General features: G+C 46.2%; 19 protein-coding genes and 1 tRNA gene. 14 read left to right on the forward strand and 6 right to left on the reverse strand.

The annotated features are described in order from the left end of the window. The first annotated feature begins 28 nt into the window (after positions 1-28). Positions 29-1,741, forward strand: a complete 1,713-nt coding sequence (locus tag Q7S83_03115; protein ID MDO8467104.1) for a hypothetical protein — start codon at positions 29-31, stop codon at positions 1,739-1,741. A 30-nt stretch (positions 1,742-1,771) separates the two neighbouring features. After that, on the forward strand, positions 1,772-3,286 hold the full coding sequence (locus Q7S83_03120) for a glycine--tRNA ligase (GenBank protein ID MDO8467105.1): 1,515 nt from the start codon (positions 1,772-1,774) through the stop codon (positions 3,284-3,286). Positions 3,287-3,295: 9 nt separating this feature from the next. Here the strand turns inward: Q7S83_03120 and Q7S83_03125 are convergent, their stop codons facing one another. Next, positions 3,296-3,499, reverse strand: a complete 204-nt coding sequence (locus tag Q7S83_03125) for a hypothetical protein (GenBank protein ID MDO8467106.1) — start codon at positions 3,497-3,499, stop codon at positions 3,296-3,298. 119 nt (positions 3,500-3,618) lie between these two features. Between Q7S83_03125 and Q7S83_03130 the strand changes: the two genes are divergently transcribed. The 9 genes from Q7S83_03130 to glmS all read left to right on the forward strand — a co-directional run bounded on the left by Q7S83_03130 (position 3,619) and on the right by glmS (position 15,439). After that, positions 3,619-4,893 carry a pitrilysin family protein gene (locus Q7S83_03130; protein MDO8467107.1) on the forward strand — a complete coding sequence of 425 codons (1,275 nt, stop codon included), beginning with the start codon at positions 3,619-3,621 and terminating at the stop codon, positions 4,891-4,893. A gap of 405 nt (positions 4,894-5,298) precedes the next feature. Further along, positions 5,299-6,318, forward strand: a complete 1,020-nt coding sequence (locus Q7S83_03135) for an AI-2E family transporter (protein ID MDO8467108.1) — start codon at positions 5,299-5,301, stop codon at positions 6,316-6,318. A 94-nt stretch (positions 6,319-6,412) separates the two neighbouring features. Continuing rightward, on the forward strand, positions 6,413-7,876 hold the full coding sequence (gene metG, locus Q7S83_03140) for a methionine--tRNA ligase (protein ID MDO8467109.1): 1,464 nt from the start codon (positions 6,413-6,415) through the stop codon (positions 7,874-7,876). Next, positions 7,869-8,714 (forward strand): TatD family hydrolase, encoded by an 846-nt coding sequence (locus Q7S83_03145; GenBank protein ID MDO8467110.1) that lies wholly within the window; start codon positions 7,869-7,871, stop codon positions 8,712-8,714. The genes metG and Q7S83_03145 overlap by 8 nt, the downstream gene beginning before the upstream one ends. Positions 8,715-8,751: 37 nt before the next feature. Further along, positions 8,752-9,090: a hypothetical protein gene (locus Q7S83_03150; GenBank protein MDO8467111.1), complete on the forward strand. Its 339-nt coding sequence runs from the start codon at positions 8,752-8,754 to the stop codon at positions 9,088-9,090. Positions 9,091-9,172: 82 nt separating this feature from the next. Next, positions 9,173-10,819 (forward strand): AMP-binding protein, encoded by a 1,647-nt coding sequence (locus Q7S83_03155; GenBank protein MDO8467112.1) that lies wholly within the window; start codon positions 9,173-9,175, stop codon positions 10,817-10,819. Positions 10,820-10,862: 43 nt separating this feature from the next. After that, positions 10,863-13,181: a leucine--tRNA ligase gene (leuS, locus tag Q7S83_03160; GenBank protein MDO8467113.1), complete on the forward strand. Its 2,319-nt coding sequence runs from the start codon at positions 10,863-10,865 to the stop codon at positions 13,179-13,181. A gap of 88 nt (positions 13,182-13,269) precedes the next feature. Beyond that, the gene (locus tag Q7S83_03165; GenBank protein ID MDO8467114.1) at positions 13,270-13,548 is read left to right on the forward strand and encodes a hypothetical protein; all 279 of its coding nucleotides are present in this window, start codon (positions 13,270-13,272) and stop codon (positions 13,546-13,548) included. A 67-nt stretch (positions 13,549-13,615) separates the two neighbouring features. Then, positions 13,616-15,439, forward strand: a complete 1,824-nt coding sequence (glmS, locus tag Q7S83_03170) for a glutamine--fructose-6-phosphate transaminase (isomerizing) (protein MDO8467115.1) — start codon at positions 13,616-13,618, stop codon at positions 15,437-15,439. Between the two features lie 259 nt (positions 15,440-15,698). Here glmS and Q7S83_03175 read toward each other — a convergent pair whose 3' ends face one another. Then, complete coding sequence (locus Q7S83_03175; GenBank protein ID MDO8467116.1) at positions 15,699-16,739, reverse strand: trypsin-like peptidase domain-containing protein; 1,041 nt, start codon at positions 16,737-16,739, stop codon at positions 15,699-15,701. Between the two features lie 91 nt (positions 16,740-16,830). Then, the gene (locus Q7S83_03180; GenBank protein MDO8467117.1) at positions 16,831-17,481 is read right to left on the reverse strand and encodes a DedA family protein; all 651 of its coding nucleotides are present in this window, start codon (positions 17,479-17,481) and stop codon (positions 16,831-16,833) included. A gap of 71 nt (positions 17,482-17,552) precedes the next feature. Here Q7S83_03180 and Q7S83_03185 point away from each other — a divergent pair, with 71 nt between their 5' ends. Beyond that, on the forward strand, positions 17,553-18,374 hold the full coding sequence (locus tag Q7S83_03185; protein ID MDO8467118.1) for a hypothetical protein: 822 nt from the start codon (positions 17,553-17,555) through the stop codon (positions 18,372-18,374). 2 nt (positions 18,375-18,376) lie between these two features. After that, entirely contained in the window at positions 18,377-18,781 is a 405-nt protein-coding gene (locus Q7S83_03190; GenBank protein MDO8467119.1) for a hypothetical protein, read from the forward strand. Between the two features lie 13 nt (positions 18,782-18,794). Here Q7S83_03190 and Q7S83_03195 read toward each other — a convergent pair. From Q7S83_03195 to Q7S83_03205, 3 genes are all read right to left on the reverse strand, one after another. Continuing rightward, positions 18,795-18,877, reverse strand: a tRNA-Leu gene (locus tag Q7S83_03195). Between the two features lie 4 nt (positions 18,878-18,881). After that, a complete protein-coding gene (locus Q7S83_03200; GenBank protein MDO8467120.1) occupies positions 18,882-19,544 on the reverse strand; it encodes a hypothetical protein in 663 nt (220 codons plus the stop codon). Between the two features lie 79 nt (positions 19,545-19,623). Next, complete coding sequence (locus tag Q7S83_03205) at positions 19,624-20,013, reverse strand: 50S ribosomal protein L19 (GenBank protein MDO8467121.1); 390 nt, start codon at positions 20,011-20,013, stop codon at positions 19,624-19,626. A gap of 32 nt (positions 20,014-20,045) precedes the next feature. Here Q7S83_03205 and Q7S83_03210 point away from each other — a divergent pair, with 32 nt between their 5' ends. Further along, the gene (locus Q7S83_03210) at positions 20,046-21,155 is read left to right on the forward strand and encodes a glycosyltransferase family 1 protein (protein MDO8467122.1); all 1,110 of its coding nucleotides are present in this window, start codon (positions 20,046-20,048) and stop codon (positions 21,153-21,155) included. Positions 21,156-21,180: the final 25 nt, after the last annotated feature.

A 21,180-nucleotide genomic window follows, 5' to 3' on the forward strand; every position in this document is an offset into this window, starting at 1 on the left:
TCCTTAATTTTGACTTATAATTCAAGGAATGAATCGTAGGGCCATTTTCATTGTAGGTGGGGTAATTCTTCTGAGCCTGACGGCAATCGGGTTTTTGACCTATCGCGCCAGATTTTCGCGGGGTTTGGAAATTGAAGTTTTTGCCCCGGAAGAGGTATCTATCGGCATTCCTTTTGATCTTCGCGTCGGTATCTCCAATAGCTCGGCCAATATTTTGGAAAATGTCCGATTGGCATTCACTTTGCCCGAGGGTCTAGCTTTCGTGGGCTCACCGGTCGGAAAGAACCTGGATTTCCGTGATTTGAATAATCTTGGTTCCGGCAGCTTGAGTCAGCAGACTTTCAAGTTGGTAGCTTTGAGCGGCGAAAATACTTTCAAGCGGATTACCGTCGGAGCTAATTATATTTCCGGCTCCTTGAGTTCCCGTTTTGAAAAAGAAGTTACTAAAGATATTGCCGTGGGAAGCTACGGTTTAACTCTCGATATTGCTGCGCCGCAAAAAGTTTTCAATGGGGAGTCTTTCGACGCTGAGATTTCTTTCAAAAATAATTCCGATATTGATCTTGATAATTTGAAATTAAAAATAGATTACCCGCTCACCTTTATCCTCGCCAAGTCTACTTTGCCCCCCGATATCGGCAATAACACTTGGGTTTTGGGCGGATTACGGAAAGGCTCGGATATGAAATTTAAGGTCTCCGGTAATCTTATCGGCCCCGAAGATGCTTTGTTTGATCTCAGGGCGACCATTGAATCGGTCTTTAGCGGGCAATCATATCCGATTAGTTCCAACGTCGCTGCTATCGCAATCGCCGCCTCGCCAATTTCATTGAAGATTACTTTAAATGGGAATACTGATTCGCTGGTTAAAATTGGCGAAGACCTGACCTACAAACTTAGCTATGTGAATAATACCGATGTCGGCTTGCGCGATGTGATTGTTAAGGCGCAGCTGTCGGGTGTGATGTTTGATCTTGGGACCCTTAGCACCAATGGCTCCTTCCGTTCTTCCGATAGCACCTTGTCTTGGAACGCCTCCAATGTTTCTGAGTTGCAGACGCTCGCTCCAGCGGAATCCGGCTCCGTAGAGTTCCGGATCCGTTCTAAGAGCGCTTATCCAATTAAGCGTTTAAGTGATAAGAATTTCACCTTGAAGGTCGTGGGCACGATTGAATCGCCCACAGTTCCGCATTTCGTTTCCGAGGGTAAAGCCGTCAGCTTTGCGAGTATTGAAAATAAAGTACAGGGGCGGGTGGAATTAGCCGCGTCGGCCTTTTTCCGCGACGCCATCTCCGGGATTTTGAATAAGGGTCCGATGCCGCCGAAAGTTAATCAGCCGACTAATTTCACCATTCATTGGGCGATTACTAATTATTCGACCGATCTTAAAGACGTGGAGGTAAGGGCATTTCTTGGCGGAAATGTGAAATGCACGGGAATAGCGAAGAGTAGCGTTTCTACTATTCCGATTTGCAACGACCGCACTCAAGAAGTCATCTGGCAGGTTCCCAAGGTAGTGGCCACCTCCGGGATTACCGGGAAGCCGGTTGAGGCGATTTTCCAAGTTGAGGCCGTTCCTTCATCTGCCGACTTGAATCGCACGATGGTGATTATTCAAGATACCAGCCTAAAAGCGGTTGATGAATTTACCGGTATGGAGTTAACTAATAAAGATTCTGCTATCACCACTCAATTGCCCGATGATCCGACTGTGAACGGACAGGGAGTGGTGACACAATAAACAAACGACTAACGACTTACGATAAAGAATATGCCGACACCAAAAGCAAAAACAGGAAATGATCTGATGGATAAGCTTCTTAGCTTGTGCAAAAGGAGAGGTTTTATTTTTCCGGGCTCGGAAATTTACGGCGGCTTAGCTAACTCTTGGGACTACGGCCCGCTTGGCGCTGAATTAAAAAAGAATATTAAAGACGAATGGTGGAATCGCTTTGTCCGCCAGCGTACCGATGTAGTTGGAATTGATGCCGCTTTGATGATGAACCCGAAGGTTTGGGAGGCGAGTGGCCACGTGGCCGGTTTTTCCGATCCGTTGGTGGAGTGCAAAAAATGCCATGAGCGTTTCCGCGCTGACGCTCTCGAAATTTCGAAATCCGATGTCAAAATGTCGAAATCTCCTGTCGAAATGTCGAAATCTGATGTCAAAATGTCGAAATCTCCTGTCGAAATCTCGAAATCTCGAAATGTCATTCCCTGCCCGTCTTGTGGTGGTGAGCTGATGGAGGCCAAGCAATTTAACCTTATGTTCAAAACGAACATCGGCCCGACCGAAGAAAAGGGAAGTGCGGTTTATCTCCGCCCGGAAACGGCGCAGGCGATGTTTGTGGATTTTAAAAATGTATTAGACACCACGCGTAAGCGTCTGCCGTTCGGTATCGCCCAGATGGGCAAGGCTTTCCGAAATGAAATTACTCCCGGCAATTTTATTTTTCGCACCCGTGAATTTGAGCAGATGGAAATTGAATATTTCGTAAAAGAATCCGAATGGGAAAAGCATTTTGAGAATTGGTTAGGCGAAATGAAGGCCTGGCTGGAACACTTGGGAGTTTCCGAAAAAAATCTGCACTATGCCGAGATTCCCGACGGGGAGCGCGCTCATTATTCCAAGCGCACCGTGGATATTGAATATGAATATCCTTTTGGTCGCAAAGAGCTTTACGGTTTGGCTTACCGCGGGAACTTTGATCTTACCCAGCATGAGAAATTCAGCGGACAGGATTTGCGCTACACCGACCCGAATCCGCCGGCTGGCGGACCGAAGGAGAAGTTCTTGCCGCACGTCATTGAGCCGACCTGGGGCGTGGATCGTTCGGTTTTGGTGGCGATGCTAGAGGCGTACCATGAAGAAAAAGTAGAAAGTTCCGCCAAAGGCGGATCCGCCTCCGGCGGAAAAAGTGAAAAGTTAAAAGTGAAAAGTGAGGGAGAGGAAGGGGAGGACATTCGGGTAGTGATGCGTTTTCCGAAGTGGCTGGCTCCGGTGAAAGTAGCGATTTTGCCGCTTTCCAAAAAAGAAGAATTGGCGAAAGTTGCCAAACCCCTCTATGAAGAATTAGCCAAAAAGTTTGTCTGCGAATACGACGAAACCCAGAGCATCGGCAAGCGTTATCGCCGCCAAGACGAGATCGGCACGCCTTATTGCGTGACGGTGGATTTTGATTCGCTCGAGGACAAAGCCGTTACTGTCCGCGACCGCGACACGATGGAGCAGGACAGGATCAAAATTTCCGAGCTTGTGGATTACTTAGGAAAAAGTTTAGAGAAATAAAACCGGCCCTTATGGGGCCGGTGGGGTCGGATCTTTTCGGCGTGTTTTGTGTTCTGCCCAAATGCTGACCAGAAGTAGCATCGCGCCGGCAGTAATTAAAACCGTTTGCTCTACGATTCCTTCGGATGAGATGATGCCTAGCATAAGCAAAAAGCCAGTAGTAAAACCAGAAAGAGCGTTCGGGCAGTACGGATCTTTCCAGAAACCTTTCATTTTTGACTCCTTTCCCTGGGGTTTTGAAGGAACTTCACGAACGACGCCATTATGGCATATCTAAATCTATTTTGCAATACCCGTGAGAGAATGGGCAAAATCTGATAGAATTTACCCATATGTCTAAACCCTTTATCAGAAAAGTTTTAAAGAACGGCTTGCGGGTGGTTTTGATTCCGGAAAAGGAAAATCCGGCGACGACGGTGTTGGTTTTAGTAGAGGCTGGCTCAAAATACGAAGCCAAGGCCATCAACGGCATCTCTCATTTTTTGGAGCATCTTTGCTTCAAAGGCACGAAGAAGCGCCCCAGCGCTTTGATGATTGCCGGAGAGCTGGATAGAATTGGCTCGGAGTACAACGCCTTCACATCGCAGGAGTGGACTGGCTATTACGCTAAGGCCGCCGCCAAACACACCGACCTTATTTTAGAAACCGTCAGTGACCTTTATCTGAATCCTATTTTTGACGAGAAGGAATTAGAGAAAGAAAAAGGAGTAGTGATTGAGGAATTGAATATGTATGAAGATATGCCGCAACGCAAAGTGCAGGATTTGTTTCTGGAGTTAATGTATGGAGATCAACCCGCGGGTTGGGATGTGGGCGGAAAGAAAGAAATCATTCAGAAGATTACCCGAAAGAACGTGCTGGATTATCGGGGGGAGCATTATGTGGCGAGCGCTACGGCGGTGATCGTGTCCGGAAGTTTTGACCCGAAAACTATTTTGCCGAAGATCGAAAAGCACTTCGCTAATATTCACGACGGAAAGAAATCCGGCAAACTCAAAACAATTGATAAGCAGGCTAAGCCGGAAATCTTTATCAAATTCAAAGAATCCGACCAGACCCATTTGGTGCTGGGCGTCCGGGCATACAATTTGTTTGATAAGCGGAAATACGCGTTGGAAATCCTAGGTGATATTTTGGGCGGGGGAATGAGCTCGCGCTTATTCCAAAAAGTGCGAGAAGAATTGGGCGCCGCTTATTATGTGAAAGCCGGTTCTGACGCTTTAACCGACCATGGAATGTTTGCCGTCTCGGCGGGCATTGAACACAGCAAGATTGATATTGTGATCAAGGCGATTTTGGGCGAATTGACCCGAATTGCTAAGGGAGATATCACCGAAAAGAATTTGGCGGATGCGAAAGAGCATTTGTCGGGCCGGTTGTTGTTGGGATTAGAAACTTCCGACGCAGTGGCGATGTTTTACGGCGGTCAGGAGATCTTAGAGAAAGAATCCAAGACTCCGGCGGAAGTCGCAAAAGGAATTGCCAAGGTTACAAAAGCGGAAGTGGTGGCGGTGGCGAAAGACATTTTCAAAAATGATAAGTTGAATCTGGCGATGATTGGACCCTATAAAGACAAGGAGCAGTTTGCAAAGATTTTGAAGTTTTAACCTCGCTTTTAGTACCCTCGGGCAATTACTTCTCGGAAACGGCATAATTTGCTTCCAGCGAGCAAATTTGCCTCTCCCTCGCTCCGCCACTCTGAAGAGACCAAGCTGGCGGAGCTCCGGCATGTTCCTTAAAGTAATTTGCCCTACGACCAAAAGCGACACTACGATCTTTTCTCCGAAACCCGAGCGAGCTTAATCGGCTAGGAGGTTTTTGTATAATATATCTTTAACAAAAACCCGATTAGCGCGAGTGCCAAGTGGAGTTCGCCGCAGGAGCGAACGAAGCGGGTTGAGGGAAGAGATTGGGGTGGAGTCCTTTGCCAAAACTTGGAAAGTTTAGTATTATATTGCATAATATAAATGTGCTTCGTTACGTTATAAATTACGTAGCGCAGATTGTTAAAAATGGATCAGAAAGCAGTCTCAATCAGTTGGGGTAGCTTGTGGAAGGTCGTTATGATGCTTTTGCTTGTTGTCACCCTGTATGTCGCTCGCGATATTTTAATCGCGTTGTTTTTGGCTATCATAATTTCTTCCGCCTTAGACCCGATAGTTACTTGGATGGAAAAACGCCGCATTCCTCGCTTGTTGGGCACCCTCGCTATTTATATCGTATTAATTTTTATGATCGCTCTTTTGGCGTATGCCGTTGTTCCGATAGCCCTTTCCGAGTTGAATGTGCTTTTGGGTAGCTTAAGCCAGTATTCCGGCACGCTATTTGATTTCATTGATACCTCCGGATTTATTGACTCTGTTAACCAGGCGCTTGGTAAAATTACCAATTTGTTGCTGAGTGGCAGTACTTCGGTGTTGGAAATCGGCACCAAGTTCTTGGGTGGCCTGACCGCTACTGTTTCAGTCTTCGTGCTCTCTTTCTATCTTACTGTCGGCAAGGACGGCGCAGAGAAGTTTTTGCTGACCATCCTGCCTTCGGTGTATGAAAGTAAAACCGTGCTTTTGTATCGCCGGATTAAGAAAAAAATCGGCAATTGGCTGGCTGGGCAGGTGGTTTTGAGCTTGGCTGTAGGTTTACTGGTATTTCTAGGACTCTGGATTCTAGGGGTCAAATATAGCCTCATTTTGGGCATTTTAGCCGGTATCTTCGAGCTTATTCCTTATGTCGGCCCTATCTTTAGCGGAAGCTTGGCAGTCCTGGTGGCTCTCACAGATTCCGCTCCGCTTGGATTTTATGTGTTGATTCTATTTATTATTATTCAGCAGTTAGAAAACAACGTGCTTGTCCCTGCTGTCACCAACTTAACTACGGCGCTTCAGCCGGTAGTGATTTTGATTGCTCTATTGATTGGGGCGAAAGTTTTTGGTTTCCTTGGCCTTGTCTTGGCTGTCCCGTCGGCGGTGTTGCTGCAGGAGTTCTTGGATGACTGGTCGGAATCAAAGGCTAGGCGAAGAGGGTTGGGCCTTTAGGCGAGTAGTCGCTAATAATGCGAATTTTGGCCAATAATGCTAATATTTATTCGCATTATTAATTCTTCCATTTGCATTATTCGCGATTACTTCAATGAATAAGTTTTACGTCACAACTTCCATACCCTATGTAAACGGCGCTCCCCACATCGGCAATGTGCTTGATTCGGTTTATGCCGATGTTTTGGCGCGCTATCATCGCCAACTCGGTGATGATGTCCGATTTTTGACCGGCACCGATGAGCATGGCTCTAAGATAGTGCGCAGCGCGAAGGCGGCCGGGTTAACTCCGCAGGAATTTGTGGACAAGAACTCTTTTCAGTTTAAAAAGTTGAAAGATGTTTTGAATCTTTCTTGGGATGATTTTATTCGAACCTCTGACCAGAGCCGTCATTGGTCCGGAGCGCAGAAATTATGGGGCAAGTTGGAAAAAGCGGGGGATCTCTACAAAAAAGCTTATAAAGGCCTTTATTGCATCGGCCACGAGGCTTTTATTACCGACAAAGACTTGGTTAACGGTATTTGCCAAGACCATCAAAAGGCGCCGGAGGTGATTGAGGAAGAAAATTATTTTTTCAAACTTTCTAAATACACCAAAGAAATTGAAAAGCAAATAAATTTGGGAACGTTCAAGGTTGTCCCGGAATCGCGAAGGAATGAGATTTTGTCGTTGTTGTCTCAAGGTTTGGAGGATGTGAGCTTTTCTCGCCCTGCTAAGGATTTATCTTGGGGCGTGCCGGTTCCCGGAGATTCTACCCAAACTATGTACGTTTGGGCTGACGCTTTAGTGAATTACATTTCCGCTCTTGGATATGGGAGCTCCGACGAGAAAATCTTCGAGAAATATTGGCCGGCAGATGTGCAGGTCATCGGGAAGGACAATCTTCGCTTTCACGCCGCTATCTGGCCGGGAATGTTGCTTTCCGCGGGCTTGCCTCTGCCACAAACAATTTTTGTGCATGGATTTTTGAATGTAAACGGACAAAAAATTTCTAAGACCGTGGGCAATGTAATTGATCCGGCGGAGTTGGTGGCGAAATATGGCACTGATCCTGTGCGTTTCTATCTTTTGCGGGAAGTCGCTCCATTTGATGATGGAGATTTTAGCTATGAAAAATTTGAAGAAGTTTATAACGCCAACTTAGCCAACGGATTGGGTAATTTTTCCGCCCGGGTACTGGCTCTTGGAGAAAAAGCGGGTGAGTTGGCTGGGGACGTGAATGATCCGAAAGTTAAAGAGATATTAGCGAAATCTGCAGAAGTGCGCGCGGCTGTAGCCGGGAAAGTTTCGGATTTTAAGTTTCACGAAGCGTTGGCGGCGATCTGGGGGTTTATCAGTTACGGCGATGTTTATGTAAACAATGAAAAGCCCTGGGAGGCCGGAAAAGAAAAAGTAATCACTCACGCCCTACTTATATTGGAGCAGGTCGCTGATCTTTTGAAACCATTTCTTCCGGAGACCGCTAAAAAAATATTGGATTGCATAGAGGTTACCGGTATCGGCACCCTTAAAGCCAAAAAGTGTCCGCCCCTGTTCCCACGAATTGAGCATGCCTAAGTTATTTGATAGCCATACTCATATACACTTTCCTATTTATGATCATGATCGGGAGGAGGTAATTAAGCGTGCCAGAGAAGCGGGAGTGAAGATGCTTTGTGTTGGCACGCAGGCCGCTTCGTCGCAGGCGGGCGTGGATTTGGCAAAAAAATATCCCGGCGAAATTTGGGCCGCGGCGGGTTTTCATCCGAATCATTTTGCCAGCGCTTGGTATCACGACAAGAAAGAGCAGGCAGAATCCGAAAGAGAGAAGTTTGACGCGTCAAACTTATTAAAAATCGCCCAGCAGCCAGAGGTGGTGGCAATCGGGGAGTGTGGGTTGGATTACTACAGATTACCGAACGACAAACAAGAAACAACTAACGACAAAAATACTCAACGCGACGCGTTTATCGCGCAGATTAAGATAGCCGAGCAGGTTGGGAAGCCGCTGATGATGCACATTCGTCCCTCACGAGGAACCGATGACGCCTATTTAGATGCTTTGGATATTTTGAAATCCGAAAAGTTTTCCGGTGGGAAGATTAGTCATTTTTTCGTGGGCTCGTTGGAGGCCGCAAAGAAAATGGCAGAGGCAGGATTCAGTTTTACTTTCGGCGGAGTGATCACTTTTGCCCGAAATTATGATGAAGTAATAAAATATTTGCCGATAGAGAATATCTTACTGGAAACTGACGCGCCGTATGTTGCTCCAATGCCGTACCGCGGAAAAAGAAACGAACCAGCATATATTTCGGCGACTGCGGCGAAAATCGCCGAGCTAAAAGGACTTTCAGTGGAGGAGGTAGCCGAGAAAACTTTCGCCAACGCATTGCGTATTTTCAAAATTACTTTATAATTTCTCCTTAGTTGTTCATAAGAATGGAGGCGCTCTGATGGTGAATTTTCCGAACACGAAGAAAGTTTTGAAATGTCTGTCAAATCTCACTGAGCGCGAAGAGATTATCTGGTCTCGTGACAAGTCGGGAGAATGTTGCAGCGTGGCATACCTACGTTGGAAATTCGAACTGATTTGGTCCCGCGGTCAGTTAGAATTTCTGATGGATGGAGTAAAGATGGAAAACTGTGTTGCGGAAGTGAAATCTCTCCAGGAGGGCATTGAGGAGCAGGAACAGAGGCGCAAGCCGGATATCTCTCACAAGCAGGAAAGTACTGCCGCCTCTTTCCTGCGAGACCTCTCTCGTCACAACAAGCCAGTACAGGCAAAAAAGTAAGCTGCGTTTATCGCGGCTTTTTTATTGGACAATTCAGTCAAAATTTGGTTAAATTTGCCTAGTTTTTTGAAAGGGAAGAAACGTGGCGATAACTCTGAACGACCTCTGGCGTGAAACGGTGGATCGTTTCCCCGACCATGACTATTTGAGTCTTTTTGGTCGAACGGTTACTTACACTAAGGTGGATAGGGAAAGTAGAAAGTTTGCCAATTTTCTCCGTTGTCAGGGTTTGAGGCCTGGCGACCGAGTAATGTTGTTGATGCCGAATTGCCCGCAAATGGCGATTGCTTGCTGGGGAATTTGGAGGGCGGGTTGTGTAATGACGGCTCTGAATCCTTTGCTTACTTCGTCTGAGTTGGTGGAGATGGCTAGATTGGTCGAACCGAGTCTTTTTGTGACGCTGAAGGATCTGGACGCGCACAACCGGGCACTTGTACCCAATTTGCCTTCCGACTGCGCAACGATGATGGTAGGCCTTGAGGCTTATTTGCCGCCCATAATGTCTGTGCTTTACAGGCTAAAAACTTTAGTTACGAAGCGTAATCCATCGTATCAATTCACTTGGAGTTCTATCCGGGATTCGGAATGCTCGAGCTATACCTTTGAAGACCTGCCCAAGCCGGATGATCTGGCAGTCCTGCAGTTCACCGGCGGCACTACCGGAAGCGTGAAGGCGGCTATGCTGACTCATGCCAATCTGGTGGCCAATACCGAGCAGGCGATGGATCTGGTCGGAAAAGTTATCGACGAGAATTCCGTCATTTTCAGCGCCATCCCATGTTTCCATGTCTACGGACTATCCGTTTGCTTAGTACTGGCCGCTTCTCGGGGGGCTAAAGTGGTGATGGTCCCGAAGTTCATGGATAGGAATAAAGTTATGAAAGATGGAAAAGAAGTTACTATCGCCACGATCAACAAAGAAGTCTTTCGGATCTTTAAGGAGGACTGCATCACTTTGCTTCCCGGAATTCCGAATATTTTTGCGGCTTTGATTGACGATAAAAGATTTCGGGATTTGGATATCGAGCACATGCGCCTTTGTGTGTCTGGGTCTGGCGCTTTGAATCAGGAAGTTAAGAGGAATTTTCAGGCCTGGGCCGGGTGCGAAATCATCGAAGGCTACGGACTTTCCGAAACTTCTCCGATTGTTTCTATCAATCCCCCCGGCCGCGCATTGCCGGGCAGTTTGGGAATTCCGGTTCGTGATACCGAGATTCGAATTGTTCCCGAGCCGGATGCCAAACTAGAAGACGGCGGCGAACTCTGGGTACGCGGTCCGCAGGTGATGAAGGGGTATTGGGAAAATGAAGAGGCGACCAAGGACGTGCTTACTCCCGACGGTTGGCTCAAAACCGGAGATATGGTGATTCAAGTTGGTGAACATCTTGTGATGACCGACCGGAAGAAAGACATGATTAAGGTTAGCGGTGAGAATGTTTATCCCAGCGAGATTGAAAAAATTTTGCTGGAGAAGTTGGGAGTTGCCGAGGCTTATGTGGTGGGCGTTCCTGACGACAAAAGCGGTGAGCGAGTGGTTGCCTGTCTTGTTCCGCAAGACGGCACTCGCAATTTTTCTCTCGAAGAGGTCCGAGCGGCCTGCGGCGGTCTAAGTAAAATAAAAATCCCCAAGGAAGTGTGGAATTTTTCTAAGGACCAAATTCCGCGAACTTATTTGGGCAAGGTTCAGAAGAAAGAATTAAGGAAGATGCTGACAAAAACCCCATCGTAAGATGGGGTTTTTTTATTGCTCGGAAAAAGTTAAAATTATCTCGATGAAGTACGACTTCAAGAAAATAGAAAAGAAGTGGCAAAAGGAATGGGCCAAGGGAAAATATAAAGTTTGGCATTCTGAAGATAAGTCCAAAAAACCGAAAGCTTATGTTTTGGATATGTTTCCTTATCCATCAGGAGAGGGCCTGCACGTCGGCCACGTGGAAGGCTACACCGCTTCCGATATCTATAGCCGATTTTTGCGGATGAGCGGCTATAACGTTCTCCACCCGATGGGCTGGGACGCTTTTGGTTTACCGGCGGAAAATTATGCTATAAAAAAGAAAATTCATCCGAGTATTGTGGTGAAAAATAACGTAAAGAATTTTACTCGCCAGTTGAATAGCTTAGGCTTCAGCTATGATTGGCAACGTGAAATTAATACTACCGACCCCGATTATTATAAATGGACGCAGTGGATTTTTCTTCAGCTTTTCAAAAAAGGACTGGCCTACGAGGCGGAGATTCCGGTTAATTGGTGTCCGAATGATAAAACCGTTCTGGCCAATGAAGAGGTGATTGATGGCGGCTGCGAGCGCTGCGGAGCGAATGTGGAGCGCAAGAAGCTGAAGCAGTGGGTTTTGAAGATTACTGCCTACGCCGACCGCCTGCTTGCCGACTTAGATGGGCTAGACTGGCCCGGGCGAGTAAAAGAGATGCAAAGAAATTGGATTGGCCGCTCGGAGGGGGCGCTGATTAAGTTTCCGGTGGTTTGTAACCGGCCTTATTCCGGCGCGCTGGAAATTTTCACTACTCGGCCCGACACCATTGCCGGAGTGGCTTATATGGTGGTTGCTCCGGAGCATCCGTTAATCTCGGAATTAGGTGAGCACATCGAAAATCTAACCGAAGTTAAAAAGTATATTGAGAAGGCGAAGAATAAAAGCGACAGAGAGCGTCAGGAAAATAAAGAGAAGACGGGTGTTGCATTGAAGGGGGTGCGGGCAGTCAACCCCTGGAGCAAAAAAGAAGTACCGATTTGGGTTTCAGACTATGTGCTGATGAATTACGGCACAGGAGCGATTATGGCCGTTCCTCAACACGACGAGCGTGATCGTGAATTTGCCGTAAAATTCCAACTGCCGATTTTTGATGAGCCTCTAATTTCTAAAGATGAAGTAGTTGCCAAGGTTGGAGGTCAGAAAAAAATTAACTATAAGCTTCGTGATTGGATATTTTCCCGCCAGCGTTATTGGGGTGAGCCTATCCCGATAATCAAGTGCGCGACTTGCGGCAACGTCGCAGTGCCGGAAGATGAGTTGCCGGTAGTTTTGCCTAAGGTGAAAAATTACGAGCCAACAGGTGAGGCCGAATCTCCTTTGGCGGGCATTGAAAAGTGGGTCAAGGTAAAATGCCCACAATGCGAAGGGCCGGCGAAGAGAGAGACGAATACAATGCCCCAATGGGCCGGCTCCTGCTGGTACTACATCGGCTATTTAATAGCCGAAAATCTCAAATCCCAAACTCTAATTTCTAAACAAATTCAAAATTCTAAATTTCAAAATGAGATCAAACATTGGCTTCCAGTGGATTTGTATCTTGGCGGAGTAGAGCATGCCGTACTCCATCTCTTGTATGCTCGTTTTTGGCACAAAGTTTTGTTTGATATCGGCGCGGTCTCTACTAAAGAGCCATTTATGAAGCTGGTCAATCAGGGTTTGATCTTGGGTCCGGATGGTTTAAAGATGTCTAAATCTAAGGGGAATGTGGTTAATCCCGATGAAATAGTGGCAGGTTTCGGGGCTGATTCGTTGCGCTTATATGAAATGTTTATGGGCCCATTGGAAGATGCCAAGCCTTGGGACCCGCGAGGGATTGTTGGTCTGCACCGCTTCTTACAGAGAGTGAATTCTTTGCCAATTATCAAGGGAGCTAGCAGCGCTGAATTAGAGCGATTACTCCATCAGACAACTAAAAAAGTGTCCGAAGACATTAAGGTCTTTCACTTCAACACCGCCATCAGCGCTCTGATGGTCTTGAGTAATAAAATGGAATCACTGCTTCCGGAATTTGTGAAATTACTGGCCCCATTTGCGCCACATCTTGCGCAGGAGCTTTGGCAGAGACTGGGAAATAAAACTTTACTTGATAATGAAACTTGGCCGAAGTGGGACTCGAAATTAATTCAGGAAGATAATTTTGAATTGATTGTTCAGGTAAATGGCAAGATGCGCGATAAATTTTCTACAGCTAAGGGTATTTCTCAATCGGAAGCCGAGGGTTTAGCTTTAGCCCGTGATGGCGTGAAGAAGTGGATAGCTGGAGGTCAGCCGAAGAAAGTTATTTTCGTGAAAGATCGCTTGATAAATTTTCTCGTTTAAGTTATATTATCGGCAGTTCGTTGTGGGCTTGATTAATCCATTGCGGGTTAATCGCCCGTCAGAATAGTCTTTTCCAGGAGAAGTGTTCATGCATAGAAGTGAAATTGCCAAGAGAGAAGAGGAGATGAAGGCTTTTGAACCCGATGCAAAGGATGACGTCCTGCGTTATTTGAGAATGCACCCAGAAGATGTGTTTATGATCTCGGATTTGAGAGCAGCTCTTTATCCCGACTGGGCAGAGCTGGAAGCAGATAACCGCGAGCCCAAATTCATGGCGCTGCTTAATGTTCTTGACGATCTCGTGAATGCCGGCATCGTGGAGAGGATTCGTGACTGCGCATACAACACTTACTACGGCCTCCATTAAAAATTATTCAGGCGCCTAAATGGCGCCTTTTTCTTTAGTCTCTAAGGCGGTAAGATTAATAGACATTATGTGCGGAATAGCGGGCTACATAGGGAAAAAGGAGGGACTGCCGATTGTTTTCGGCAATCTCAAAAAAATGGAGTATCGGGGCTACGACTCTGCGGGCGTAGCCTTTTTCGTTAATCGTAAAGGAAATTTTGATATTGAAGTAATTAAGCGTCCCGGAAAGATAAATATTTTAGAAAAGGATTTGCTAGGCGAGCGATCTTTGCCGGCAACTGCCGCTATCGCGCATAGCCGTTGGGCGACGCACGGTGTTCCTAATGAAGCGAATGCTCATCCTCACTCCGACTGCAAAAAAGAAATATTTTTAATTCACAACGGTATTATTGAAAACTATTCCGAATTGAAGGCGGTACTTATGAAAAAGGGGCATCACTTTCATTCCCAGACTGACACTGAAGTATTCCCGCATTTGATTGAAGAAGAATTGAAGTTGGAGAAAAGTTTTGAGGCAGCTTTTGAAAAAAGCTTGAAAAAAATTGTGGGCGCTTACGCATTTGCTGCAATTTATAAAAACGAGCCTTCTAAGTTGTTCATTGCCCGACTGGGCAGCCCATTGGTGGTGGGGGTGGGAAAGGGAGAGTATTTTGTGGCTTCTGATCCGACCGCGCTAGCGGGGTTAGTAAAAAAAGTTATTTATCTGAAAGACGGTCAGCGTGGAGTACTCTCGCTTGCCGGAATCAAGATCGGGCCGGCTCGGCCGAAGATAGAGAGATTGGAGATGAATATTGAACAAGCCCAGAAAGGCAGCTTCCCGCATTTTATGATGAAGGAAATATTCGAAGGCCCGGAAGTATTGCAATCGGCATTGCGTGGCCGGCTGTCGGCGAGTCGGGGGCTTGTGAAGTTGGGTGGTCTAGGGAGTGTCGCTAAAAAATTAAAGAAAATTAAAAAAATAGATATTATTTCCTGCGGCACCTCCTATTATTCGGGAATGGTGGGAGAGTATCTTTTTGAAGAACTGGCAGATTTGTCGGCGGAAGTTTTACTGGCTTCCGAATATCGCTATCGCAAACACCCGATTAATAAAAGCTCCGCCGCTCTGTTTATTTCTCAATCAGGAGAAACGGCAGATACTTTGGCCGCCTTAAAGAAGGCCAATGGCCACAACTTAATGACCCTGGGAATCGTGAATGTGGTGGGCTCCAGCATTGCCCGTGATACGGTAGCCGGAGTTTATAATCACGCTGGGCCGGAGATTGGAGTGGCCTCCACCAAGGCCTTTTTATCTCAACTAGGCGTACTGACTCTGATGGCACTCTATTTATCGGGGAAGCGAAGTGGTTTGAATAAAGAAGTAATGAAGGAGCTTTCGGTTTTAGCCGGGAAGATGAAGGAAGTTTTGAAGCAAAGTGAAAAAATAAAAGAATTGGCGAAAAAATATCTTAAATACAATAATTTTCTTTATTTGGGTCGCGGACACAACTATCCGGCGGCTTTGGAAGGAGCCCTGAAGATTAAAGAGATTGCTTATGTCCACGCCGAGGGTTACGCCGGCGGAGAGATGAAGCACGGACCGATTGCTTTGATCGATAAAAACTTTCCGACCATCGCTCTAGTGACCGAGAATCGGGTTTACGAAAAAATGATTTCTAACCTGCAGGAAATAAAAGCCCGTTCCGGACCGATTCTTGCCATAGCAACCGTGGGTGATAAAAAGATTGGCAAAATAGCTGATGACGTAATTTATGTTCCACGCACTGCGGAGCAGCTGGAGCCAATGCTAAATATCGTTCCGCTCCAGCTTTTTGCCTATCATTTTGGTGTATTGCGGGGGCATGACGTGGATAAACCTAGGAATCTTGCGAAAAGCGTGACTGTTGAGTAATCGCGAATAATGCCAATTTTAAACTTTAATATTGCGAATAAAAACGTGGAGCAGATGTAGGCGGACAAATTTGCATTATTTGCCAAAATTCGTATTATTAGCGAACACTTTATGAAGTACCTATTTCCTATAATTTTCCTTACCTCGGCGGTATTTTTTGCTTTCGCAGCCGTAAAATACGGTCCATCTGCGGTAGAAACAACCACCAGAGTGAGCGCCAAAGCGGTTACCTCTAAGCCGGTAGCCAGCTTTATAAATTTTATTTTCTCTCGGTAAGCTTCACCGCTACAGCAAAGGATTTTTTGCCCCGTAACACTTTTAGATTCATCACTCCGCCCACCTCCTTCTCTTCGAGGATGTCTTGAATGGTGCGGTCTGTAGTAATTTTTATTCCGTCGCATTCGAGTACGATATCTTTTTCTTTCAAGCCAGCCTTGTGAGCTGGGCTACCCGGTATAATCGCTTGTGTGTGTGGCTCTTGGCCAACTACCATTGCTCCGTAGTCAACGGCCAACTTCATTCGGGATTTCATATTTTCGTCTACGTTTATATAACGTAAACCAAGCAGCGGGCGCTTGATGTGGCCGAATTTTTTCAAATCAGCCAAATCCCGCTCCGCGTATTTTATCGGTATGGCGAAGCCGAGGCTTTGGGCTCCAAACACAATCGCGGAATTGATGCCGATAGCTTCTCCGCTCATATTCACCAGCGGCCCGCCGGAATTGCCTGGATTGATGGCGGCATCGGTTTGGATAAGTCCTCGAAGCTCTTGTGGGGCGACCATGGGGGCGGTGGCGGCGCGAATCGAGCGAGCAAGGCCGGAAATAATCCCGCTAGAGACTGTATTTTTAAACATTCCCAAAGCGTTGCCGATAGCGAGTACGCTTTCACCCAAGTCCAAATTTGAAGAATTGCCGAGTTTTACTATTGGTAAGTTTTTGGCACTGATTTTCAGAATTGCTATATCATCCACCGGATCGCGGGAGAGTACCTCGGCCTTATATTTTTTGTTATCGTCGGCGATTATTGTGTATTCCGCCTTCGGGTCAGCTACCACGTGTTTATTGGTTAGGATTATTCCTTCCGGGCTGACAATAAAACCGGATCCACCACCTATTTTCACCATTCCACGGGAATCTATCTCTTCAGGCGGAATGTTTAAGTGAGGATGACCATACGGCATAAACGGAAGTACTTCCGGAGGAATTTCTTTCTCCAAATCCTCCAAACTTTTGGAAATTACAATTGATACGACCGCGGGCATTACTTTTTTAATCGTTTCTACAATTTGAGATTTCATTGGTTAATTATACCATTCCATTTAATTTCTATAAGTCTGGTACGTGTACCATTCTATTTTATTTATATAAGTCTGGTACTCGTAACAAAAATTACGGAATAATGGTTGGCTTGCGTCGGTGCTTAATAAATTCAAGCACAGTCGGCACTAATGACACTATGATTATCCCTATGATTACTAGGCCGAAATTTTCTTTAATAATCGGAATGTTTCCGAAGAAGTAGCCGGCGAGCGAAAAAGCCATGACCCATAAAATTCCTCCGGCCACATTGTAGGCAAGAAATTTCAGATAATTCATATGACCGATTCCGGCCACAAAAGGAGCAAAGGTGCGGATAATCGGGATAAAGCGGGCAATGACGATGGTCTTTGCCCCATGAATTTCATAGAAATCATAGGCGCGGCGCAAATAATCTTTATTAAAAAATAAACTTTTTTCTTTAGAGAAAACCAGTGGCCCCGCTTTCCGGCCAATCCAATAATTTACGGTGTCGCCCAAAATAGCGGCGGTAGCAAGGAGGAGGATTAGGAGGCCGATATCAATACTTCCCAGCGCGGCAATCGCTCCGGCAGCGAAAAGCAGAGAGTCTCCGGGCAGAAAAGGGGTGGCGACTATACCGGTTTCGAGAAAGATCACCAAGGTTAAGATACCGTAAGTCCAAATACCGTAATTTTGGACGACGGTATTTAGATGCTCGTCGAGGTTCAAGAATAAATCGATTAATTGGCTTAGGATATCCATTGAGGGAATTTTAACATGCATACCAGACTTTATATAATGTAATAGAATGGTACAAATGATAAACTTATTTTATGTTTGGGTTTTGGAAAAAATCAGCAATTGTGGCAGCGGCCCTGGCTTTGGTTCCGTTGGCGGCCAATGCGGCGATTTTACGTAATTTGAAGCAGGGCGATCGGGGAGAAGACGTGCGGGAATTGCAGACAATTTTGAACAAGAGCCCCGACACTCGGGTCGCCTTGATTGGCCCCGGTTCCTCCGGAAACGAAACCGCCTATTTTGGCATCCTGACAAAAGTAGCAGTGATCAAATTCCAGGAAAAGTATGCCGCTGATATTTTGACTCCGGTGGGATTGAAGAGCGGCACCGGGTTTGTTGGCGGGCAGACGAGGATTCTTTTGCTACAACTGGCGGCTGGAAAGACGGCTCCACTGGCGTCTCCTTCGACGAGCCCAGGGCAAGCGACACCCCAGGCCGTAAAGACCCCGCCACCGAAAATTGTTTCTATTTCCCCCGGCGTCGTGACCGCCAGCACCCGCGAGCTTACGATAACTGGCGAAAATTTTACGCCGACCGGTAACGCCGTAGTTGTTTCGAGCGAGCTGCCCGGCGCGTTCATTGATCTTCCGTCCGCTGACGGCAAGGTAATAAAATTTAATTTTCACTTCGCGGCGGCCGATGCTTTGAAAAAGCAATTAGCCCCGATGATCGCTTCCGGTAGATACGCGGCCATTTCGGCATCCTTTACTAAAAATATCCAGGATCGGACCAGCCAGACCGGCAACGCCCAGATACCGGTTCAAGTTGAAGTCCGAAACTCCAACGGGGCGAGCGCGCAATTTCAGATATTAGTTGATCTCACCGAGATTCTTAAAGAAATCGGCCCGCAATATTGATTATGATAAAGATTTTCCAAGCTACATCGATAGTCGGTCTCGGAGTGGCGCTCGCCATGGCGATGGTCTTTTTGCCTATGCATGATTTTTCCCGCGCCCTAGCTCAAACAGCGAGCAGTGAAACTCCCTATGGTGGCCAGAGAGTCTATACGCTTACCTGTGATTGCAGCGGCAATGCATTGCTGTATATTATGGATTATCGAACCAACACTATCTTGACCCTTCTCTATCAAGAGGGGGCTTCTATTCTTTATAGTTATTACAATGTCTACACCAGCACTTACTTGCTGGGCACTTATTCATCCACCGGTAACAGCTGCAAGATATATGTCGGAGAGGATTGCGTGGATATATCTAACGAAGGCCAATTGGGTAGCCAGCCAGGCACCGGAACTTCGCAAAACTAAAACCCGCCAATTGTGCTCGGGACAGGAGTTGAACCTGCACGCCCTTGCGGGCACAAGCACCTCAAGCTTGCGTGTCTGCCGTTTCACCACCCGAGCTTATTTAAATGATATTCTTCTTGCCTATTATAGCGAGTACGGCCCTAATTTTCAAATATTTTCTTCTAAGACTCGTGGCGTGGTTTTTATAATATATCTTTGGCAACAATTTTAAAGATTCCGCTTTCGCATATTTTAGCTGATAGCACACACCCTTTTGGCCACGTCCGGTTACGTGGCCTTTGATATTCAATAATTCGTAAATTCGCTCACGCAGCCAGTTAATGTGTTTTTTGCTTGCCGATACAAACTCGGTATAAAACATAAAACTGGACCTCCATCGGGGATCCCAGTAGGAATAGAATGTTCCGTCGCCATCAAAATGTCCGCGTAAAAAATCAAAAAAGTATTGATTTGGTATTTCTAATGCGCTCATTACCTTCGACTTGTTCGCCATTAGTCCAATTTTTAATAAAAATCTATAGAAATTCACGTCACCAAACTGGATACGAAATGCCTTTTTACCAGTTTGCCCGGACGTTTTTTGTCCGATTTTATTTTTAATTCCTAGGCACCCCTTAAAATTCTCTAGTTGTTCCTTGTCCTTGGAAGTTAGATCAAAGTGCCGGCTATCGGATGATAAATTGCCATCGGTGGTTAAAAGCCCGATTGCGTAGGCAAAGTTGGGCGACCATTCAAGTTTTATTTTGTTTTTCGGTAAGGCCATTTCTTACTATTATACCTCAAGGTAATAGCGTATGCCAATGAGGGGGTAATCAAAAAGACCCCTTTCGGGGTCTTTTTGATTAGGATTTAGTTTCGACGGTTTCTTTCTTGGATTTCGCCGCGGTTTTAGTAGCGGCTTCTTTTTCTCCGCCGGTTCCTAATTTCTGACGAGTCTGACGCTTGGAAAGATCTCGGACATAGTAAATCTTGGAGCGGCTTACTTTTTTAGAGAAGCTGATTATATCCACCTTATCAATACGAGGGGAGTAGATTGGAAAGATTTTTTCTACGCCTATTCCGGCAACAGTCGAGCGGACGGTAAAGGTGGCGCCCGGTTCAGAGCCATGTTTACGAGCCAAGACTAAGCCTTCAAAGCGGCTAACGCGGTCTTTGTCGCCTTCTTTTACCTTTTCCCAAACCCGGACAGTTGAGCCGGCTTTTATTTTACTTAATGTTTCTTTGGAAATCATATCCCGTCTATTATAGACTAATTGAAGATAAGATGCAAATACTGGTGGATGCGCGGCTATTGTCGCGAGGTGGAAATTCGGGAGTGGAGGAATATACTCGCGGTTTATTGAGCGAGCTTTTTCAGCAGGGCCAAAGCGACACTTTCACTCTATTTTATAACGGACTAAATAAGGTTGCGCTGGAATCCCAGCTTCCGATAGCCGGTCGCAGTAATGTGCGGGTTCTAGATTTGAAGATTCCTAATAAGATATTTGATTTTTCTTCTCGGTTTTTGAATCGCCCTTTTATTAATCGACTTTCTAAGGCCGACTTAATTTTCAGCCCGCATTTCAATAATTTGGCTTGGCAGGGAGTGCCACGCATAGTTACGATTCCCGATCTTTCTTTTATTCACCACCCGCAATTTTTTTCCTGGCGGCATCGTTTCTGGAATTGGCTGCAGAATGTTAAACGTCAGGCGCAATTATCGGATAAAATCGTCACTGTTTCCGAATTTACAAAGAGCGATATCGTGGATTTGTTAGGAGTTGCCCCGGAAAAGGTAAGTGTAATTTATCCGGGAATTTCCAAGATTTTCCGGCCAATGACGGAGAGTAGGCCCGGCCGGCCATATATTTTGTATTTGGGAACCATCGAACCGCGCAAAAATATTGCTTTGCTGATCAGGGCTTTCAATGTTTTGAAGCAGGAGCCCCACTTTAAGGATTGGCAGTTGATAATCGCCGGCAGGTTGGGTTGGCTTTATGATCAAGTGTTACGGGAGGCAAAGAATTCTCCGTTCTCCGAGGATATAATTTTTCGCGGAGCCGTCGAAAGCCAAGAGCGGGTTTCGTTGTATAATTTAGCTAGGGTGTTCGTTTACCCTTCTTTTTTTGAGGGCTTCGGATTTCCACCGTTGGAGGCGCAGGCTGTCGGGTGTCCGGTGATTGTTTCTGATAGAACTTCTCTGCCGGAGGTTCTGGGCGCGACCGCGCTGTATGTTAATCCTTGGAAAGTGATGGATTTAGTTGATTCAATCAAACGACTAGATCAGGACGATAGCCTGCGATCCAAAATGATTACGGGGGGCATCGAAAATTCAGGGAAATTTGATTGGAAAAATTCTGCCGAGCAAACACTCAAGCTATTCCATGCCCGGTAGCCACAACTGCGACTGCGCTTCGCGC

Source organism: bacterium, from assembly GCA_030646995.1.
In the GTDB taxonomy this organism is placed as follows: Bacteria; Patescibacteriota; Minisyncoccia; order UBA6257; family WO2-44-18; genus JAUSKF01.

Coding starts and splice junctions, on each gene's coding strand:
- Q7S83_03115 (MDO8467104.1), top strand. CDS start 29: ATGAATCGTAGGGCCATTTTCATTGTAGGTGGGGTAATTCTTCTGAGC.
- Q7S83_03120 (MDO8467105.1), top strand. CDS start 1,772: ATGCCGACACCAAAAGCAAAAACAGGAAATGATCTGATGGATAAGCTT.
- Q7S83_03125 (MDO8467106.1), bottom strand. CDS start 3,499: ATGAAAGGTTTCTGGAAAGATCCGTACTGCCCGAACGCTCTTTCTGGT.
- Q7S83_03130 (MDO8467107.1), top strand. CDS start 3,619: ATGTCTAAACCCTTTATCAGAAAAGTTTTAAAGAACGGCTTGCGGGTG.
- Q7S83_03135 (MDO8467108.1), top strand. CDS start 5,299: ATGGATCAGAAAGCAGTCTCAATCAGTTGGGGTAGCTTGTGGAAGGTC.
- metG (MDO8467109.1), top strand. CDS start 6,413: ATGAATAAGTTTTACGTCACAACTTCCATACCCTATGTAAACGGCGCT.
- Q7S83_03145 (MDO8467110.1), top strand. CDS start 7,869: ATGCCTAAGTTATTTGATAGCCATACTCATATACACTTTCCTATTTAT.
- Q7S83_03150 (MDO8467111.1), top strand. CDS start 8,752: ATGGTGAATTTTCCGAACACGAAGAAAGTTTTGAAATGTCTGTCAAAT.
- leuS (MDO8467113.1), top strand. CDS start 10,863: ATGAAGTACGACTTCAAGAAAATAGAAAAGAAGTGGCAAAAGGAATGG.
- Q7S83_03165 (MDO8467114.1), top strand. CDS start 13,270: ATGCATAGAAGTGAAATTGCCAAGAGAGAAGAGGAGATGAAGGCTTTT.
- glmS (MDO8467115.1), top strand. CDS start 13,616: ATGTGCGGAATAGCGGGCTACATAGGGAAAAAGGAGGGACTGCCGATT.
- Q7S83_03175 (MDO8467116.1), bottom strand. CDS start 16,739: ATGAAATCTCAAATTGTAGAAACGATTAAAAAAGTAATGCCCGCGGTC.
- Q7S83_03180 (MDO8467117.1), bottom strand. CDS start 17,481: ATGGATATCCTAAGCCAATTAATCGATTTATTCTTGAACCTCGACGAG.
- Q7S83_03185 (MDO8467118.1), top strand. CDS start 17,553: ATGTTTGGGTTTTGGAAAAAATCAGCAATTGTGGCAGCGGCCCTGGCT.
- Q7S83_03190 (MDO8467119.1), top strand. CDS start 18,377: ATGATAAAGATTTTCCAAGCTACATCGATAGTCGGTCTCGGAGTGGCG.
- Q7S83_03200 (MDO8467120.1), bottom strand. CDS start 19,544: ATGGCCTTACCGAAAAACAAAATAAAACTTGAATGGTCGCCCAACTTT.
- Q7S83_03205 (MDO8467121.1), bottom strand. CDS start 20,013: ATGATTTCCAAAGAAACATTAAGTAAAATAAAAGCCGGCTCAACTGTC.
- Q7S83_03210 (MDO8467122.1), top strand. CDS start 20,046: ATGCAAATACTGGTGGATGCGCGGCTATTGTCGCGAGGTGGAAATTCG.